4 protein-coding genes, 3 tRNA genes and 1 pseudogene are annotated in these 5,305 nt (G+C 61.2%); all 8 read left to right on the plus strand.

Annotation, left to right across the window (positions count from 1 at the left end):
- Window positions 1–494, plus strand: a pseudogene (locus tag IQK56_RS29805) (SPOR domain-containing protein); the annotation flags it as partial.
- A gap of 160 nt (window positions 495–654) precedes the next feature.
- Window positions 655–1,212: a CvpA family protein gene (locus IQK56_RS29810; RefSeq protein WP_003192538.1), complete on the plus strand. Its 558-nt coding sequence runs from the start codon at window positions 655–657 to the stop codon at window positions 1,210–1,212.
- Window positions 1,213–1,253: 41 nt separating this feature from the next.
- Window positions 1,254–2,759, plus strand: a complete 1,506-nt coding sequence (purF, locus tag IQK56_RS29815) for an amidophosphoribosyltransferase (protein ID WP_099583999.1) — start codon at window positions 1,254–1,256, stop codon at window positions 2,757–2,759.
- A 65-nt stretch (window positions 2,760–2,824) separates the two neighbouring features.
- Window positions 2,825–4,036 (plus strand): O-succinylhomoserine sulfhydrylase, encoded by a 1,212-nt coding sequence (locus IQK56_RS29820; protein WP_122307586.1) that lies wholly within the window; start codon window positions 2,825–2,827, stop codon window positions 4,034–4,036.
- 11 nt (window positions 4,037–4,047) lie between these two features.
- On the plus strand, window positions 4,048–4,812 hold the full coding sequence (locus IQK56_RS29825; RefSeq protein WP_122307587.1) for an SDR family oxidoreductase: 765 nt from the start codon (window positions 4,048–4,050) through the stop codon (window positions 4,810–4,812).
- 100 nt (window positions 4,813–4,912) lie between these two features.
- Window positions 4,913–4,988 (plus strand) — tRNA-Val (locus tag IQK56_RS29830).
- Between the two features lie 55 nt (window positions 4,989–5,043).
- Window positions 5,044–5,120 (plus strand) — tRNA-Asp (locus tag IQK56_RS29835).
- Window positions 5,121–5,225: 105 nt separating this feature from the next.
- Window positions 5,226–5,302, plus strand: a tRNA-Asp gene (locus IQK56_RS29840).
- Window positions 5,303–5,305: the final 3 nt, after the last annotated feature.

The raw sequence follows: 5,305 nt of genomic DNA on the forward strand, positions 1-5,305 counted from the left end.
AGGTACAGGGTTGAACCGGTGGTGGTGCCTGAGCCTCAGGCCTTGCCCGAGGAAGAGCCTGTGCCTGTGGATGAAGAGATTGCAGCGCTGTCCACGCCTGTGCAGCCGAGCGTGCCTGTGGTCAAGCCCCGCGCCCGGGCGCCTGTCGTGGCCGCCAAGCCTGCCGCGCCGGTGCCTGCGCCCAAGCCGGTGGCGCCGCAACCCGCGGCGCGGGCAAGCCGGACGTGGGTCAGAGCCGCATCGACCCGAATGGCCTGCCGATCAGTTGGTCGATCCAGGTGGCCAGCCTGGGCAATCGCGAGGGTGCCGATGCCTTGCAGAAGAAGCTGCGTGCCCAGGGCTATAACGCCTATATCCGCAGTGCCGATGGCAAGAACCGCGTATTTATCGGGCCGTTGATCGAGCGTGCCGAGGCGGATCGCCTGCGGGACTTGCTGGATCGTCAGCAGAACCTGAAGGGGTTCGTTACCCGGTTCCAGCCTGAGCGCGGCTGAGTTCGCAGGGCTTCAGCCTGGAATGCAATCAAATGTGGTGGGGTTGAAATCGGGTTGGCTCACCACAAACTATTGATTTGCAAAGCAGCCGCAATCACCGCTTACCGATAGCCCGGCGCTCTGCTAAAATGCGCCGCCTTATCTGTCCGTAGGCTCGAACGTGCCATTTACCTGGGTTGATTGGGCGATTGTTGCAATCGTCGCCATCTCCGCTTTGATCAGTCTAAGCCGCGGCTTCGTTAAAGAAGCACTGTCGTTGCTGACGTGGATCATCGCAGGAGTCGTAGCCTGGATGTTCGGTGGATCACTGTCTGTCTACCTGGCCGGATACATAGAGACACCTTCGGCTCGCGTCATCGCGGGCTGCGCCATCATGTTCATCGCCACGCTGCTGGTGGGGGCAATGGTCAATTATCTTATTGGCGAATTGATACGTGTCACCGGCCTCTCCGGGACCGATCGATTTCTCGGCATGGCCTTCGGCGCCGCGCGTGGCGCGTTGCTGGTGGTCGTGGCGGTCGGGCTGTTGAGCCTGGGGCCGGTACAGCAGGATTCATGGTGGCAGGAGTCGGTACTCGTGCCAAAATTTCTATTGGTTGCAGATTGGTCCAAGAACCTCATATTGGGGTGGAGCAGTCAGTGGCTGGCCAGCGGAATCAGCGTACCCGCTGATCTTCCGTTCAAGGAACACCTCTTGCCGGCCAAAACGCCTCAGTAAGCAGTGTTCAGTCAAGATTCATTAAGTAGGGGTTGCGTCGCATGTGTGGCATCGTCGGTATCGTCGGTAAGTCGAACGTCAATCAGGCGCTGTATGACGCGCTAACCGTCCTCCAGCACCGCGGCCAGGATGCTGCCGGTATTGTGACCAGCCACGACGGCCGGTTATTCCTGCGCAAGGACAATGGGCTCGTACGTGACGTGTTCCATCAGCGTCACATGCAGCGTCTGGTCGGGCACATGGGCATTGGTCATGTGCGTTACCCGACTGCTGGTAGCTCGACTTCGGCCGAAGCTCAGCCGTTTTACGTCAACTCGCCTTACGGCATCACCCTGGCGCACAACGGTAACCTGACCAACGTTGAGCAACTGGCCAAGGAGATTTACGAATCTGACCTGCGCCACGTCAACACCAGTTCCGACTCGGAAGTGCTGCTTAACGTGTTCGCCCACGAGCTGGCCCAGCGTGGCAAGCTGCAGCCGACCGAAGAAGATGTCTTCGCCGCCGTGATCGACGTGCACAACCGCTGTGTCGGTGGTTATGCCGTGGTTGCGATGATCACCGGCTATGGCATCGTCGGCTTCCGTGACCCGCACGGCATCCGTCCGATTGTGTTCGGCCAGCGTCATACCGACGAAGGTGTCGAGTACATGATCGCGTCCGAAAGCGTGTCCCTGGACGTGCTGGGCTTCACCCTGATCCGAGACCTCGCGCCGGGCGAAGCGGTGTACATCACCGAAGACGGCAAGCTGCACACCCGTCAATGCGCCGTGGCGCCGAAACTCACCCCGTGCATCTTCGAACACGTCTACCTGGCGCGTCCGGATTCGATCATCGACGGCGTTTCGGTCTACAAGGCGCGTCTGCGCATGGGCGAGAAGCTGGCCGACAAGATCCTGCGCGAGCGTCCTGAGCACGACATCGACGTGGTGATCCCGATCCCGGACACCAGCCGTACCGCTGCGCTGGAACTGGCCAACCACCTGGGCGTCAAGTTCCGCGAAGGCTTCGTGAAGAACCGCTACATCGGCCGTACCTTCATCATGCCGGGCCAGGCTGCCCGCAAGAAGTCGGTGCGCCAGAAGCTCAACGCCATCGAGCTTGAGTTCCGCGGCAAGAACGTGATGCTGGTGGATGACTCCATCGTGCGTGGCACCACCTGCAAGCAGATCATCCAGATGGCCCGCGAAGCTGGTGCGAAGAACGTGTACTTCTGTTCCGCGGCGCCAGCCGTGCGTTACCCGAACGTGTACGGTATCGACATGCCGAGCGCCCACGAACTGATCGCCCACAACCGCACCACCCAGGACGTGGCCGACCTGATCGGCGCCGACTGGCTGATCTATCAGGACCTGCCGGACCTGATCGAAGCGGTCGGCGGTGGCAAGATCAAGATCGCTGAGTTCGACTGCGCCGTGTTCGACGGCAAGTACGTGACCGGTGACGTCGACGAGGCCTACCTGAACAAGATCGAGCAGGCGCGTAATGACTCGTCGAAGATCAAGACCCAGGCGGTCAGCGCGATCATCGATCTGTATAACAACTGAGTAGACACCGGCCCTGAGGGGCCGGTTTTGTATCTTAAATAAAGAATTGAGTAAGGAGTGGCAGCATGAGTCAGGAATGGGATGCCGGTCGGTTGGACAGCGACCTCGATGGCGTAGCTTTCGATACCCTGGCTGTGCGTGCCGGCCAGCACCGCACTCCGGAAGGTGAGCACGGTGATCCGATGTTCTTCACTTCCAGCTACGTGTTCCGTACCGCGGCCGACGCCGCTGCGCGCTTTGCTGGTGAAGTGCCGGGCAACGTGTATTCGCGCTACACCAATCCAACCGTGCGCGCGTTCGAAGAGCGCATCGCGGCCCTGGAAGGCGCTGAGCAGGCTGTGGCCACGGCCACGGGCATGGCGGCGATCCTGGCGGTGGTGATGAGTCTGTGCAGCGCTGGCGACCATGTGCTGGTGTCCCGTAGCGTGTTTGGTTCGACCATCAGCCTGTTCGAGAAGTACTTCAAGCGCTTCGGTATCGAAGTGGACTACGTGCCTCTGGCGGATCTGTCCGGCTGGGACGCGGCGATCAAGGCCAACACCAAATTGCTGTTCGTCGAGTCGCCATCCAACCCACTGGCCGAGCTGGTAGATATCGCCGCGCTGTCCGAAGTGGCTCACGCCAAGGGCGCGATGCTGGTCGTCGACAATTGCTTCTGTACGCCGGCGTTGCAGCAGCCGCTGAAGCTGGGTGCCGATATCGTTGTGCACTCGGCCACCAAGTTCATTGATGGTCAAGGCCGTTGCATGGGCGGTGTGGTTGCCGGTCGCGGTGAGCAGATGAAGGAAATAGTGGGCTTCTTGCGCACTGCCGGGCCGACGTTGAGCCCGTTCAACGCCTGGATCTTCCTCAAGGGCCTGGAAACCCTCAGCCTGCGCATGAAGGCCCATTGCGCCAACGCCCAGGCCCTGGCCGAGTGGCTGGAGCAGCAGGACGGTATCGAGAAAGTGCACTACGCCGGCCTGAAGAGCCATCCGCAGCACGAATTGGCCCAGCGCCAGCAGCGTGGTTTCGGTGCCGTGGTGAGCTTTGAGGTGAAGGGCGGCAAAGAGGGCGCCTGGCGCTTTATCGATGCAACGCGCCTGATCTCCATCACGGCCAACCTGGGCGACAGCAAAACCACGATTACCCACCCGAGCACCACCTCTCACGGACGCCTGGCGCCACAGGAGCGTGAAGCGGCCGGTATTCGTGACAGCCTGATTCGCATCGCGGTGGGCCTGGAAGACGTGGCCGACTTGCAGGCAGATCTGGCCCGCGGGCTGGCTGCCTTGTGATCGAGTGGTCCATGGAGGCAGCAGCGGCCACTAACGGCCGCGTCGCGCTCGTCACAGGTGCTGCGCGGGGCATTGGTCTAGGGATCGCCGCGTGGCTGATCAGTGAAGGCTGGCAAGTGGTGTTGACCGACCTGGACCGCGAGCGCGGCTCCAAGGTGTCCAAGGTGCTGGGCGAGAACGCTTGGTTTATCACCATGGACGTAGCCGACGAGAAGCAGGTCGCCCAGGGCGTTGCTGAAGTGCTCGGGCAATTCGGCCGCCTGGACGCGTTGGTGTGTAACGCGGCGGTGGCTGACCCGCGCAATATCACCCTGGAAAGCCTCGACCTGGCTTACTGGAATCGCGTGCTGGCGGTGAACCTCAGCGGGCCGATGTTGCTGGCCAAGCACTGCGCGCCATACCTGCGCGCTCACGGCGGGGCCATCGTCAACCTGGCGTCGACTCGGGCTCGTCAATCGGAACCCGATACCGAGGCTTACGCGGCGAGCAAGGGCGGCTTGTTGGCCCTGACTCATGCCTTGGCCATGAGCCTGGGGCCGGAAGTGCGGGTGAACGCGGTCAGCCCCGGCTGGATCGACGCCCGTGATCCTGCGGCGCGGCGTGCCGAGCCGTTGACGGATGCCGATCATGCCCAGCATCCGGCGGGCAGGGTGGGGACGGTCGAGGACGTTGCGGCAATGGTGGCGTGGCTGCTGTCGCGCCAGGCCGGGTTTGTTACCGGGCAAGAGTTCGTGGTGGACGGCGGCATGAGCAAGAAGATGATCTACAGCGAGTAGTGCAGTCTTGAAGCAATTTTGTCTTTTTCAGAAAAACTTCAAGCAGGCTATTGACTTAGGTCCGCTATCTGCGTAAATTTCGCGGCCTCAACGAAGCAAAGGGTGATTAGCTCAGCTGGGAGAGCATCTGCCTTACAAGCAGAGGGTCGGCGGTTCGATCCCGTCATCACCCACCACTTCTTGAGAGTTTTACCTTCGGGTAAGACGCAACGTTAGAAGTTGCACCGACGCGCAGCGGTAGTTCAGTCGGTTAGAATACCGGCCTGTCACGCCGGGGGTCGCGGGTTCGAGTCCCGTCCGCTGCGCCATATTTTCCAGGTCTGACTTGTCGGGCTTGAGATTGAACAGCCAAGGCTGATCGATCAGATGTTTAAAGACGGTTGAGGTGTTTTGCTCAACTGGTCAAGCGATACGCAGCGGTAGTTCAGTCGGTTAGAATACCGGCCTGTCACGCCGGGGGTCGCGGGTTCGAGTCCCGTCCGCTGCGCCATAT

This window comes from Pseudomonas cyclaminis (assembly GCF_015163715.1).
GTDB classification, from domain to species: Bacteria; Pseudomonadota; Gammaproteobacteria; order Pseudomonadales; family Pseudomonadaceae; genus Aquipseudomonas; species Aquipseudomonas cyclaminis.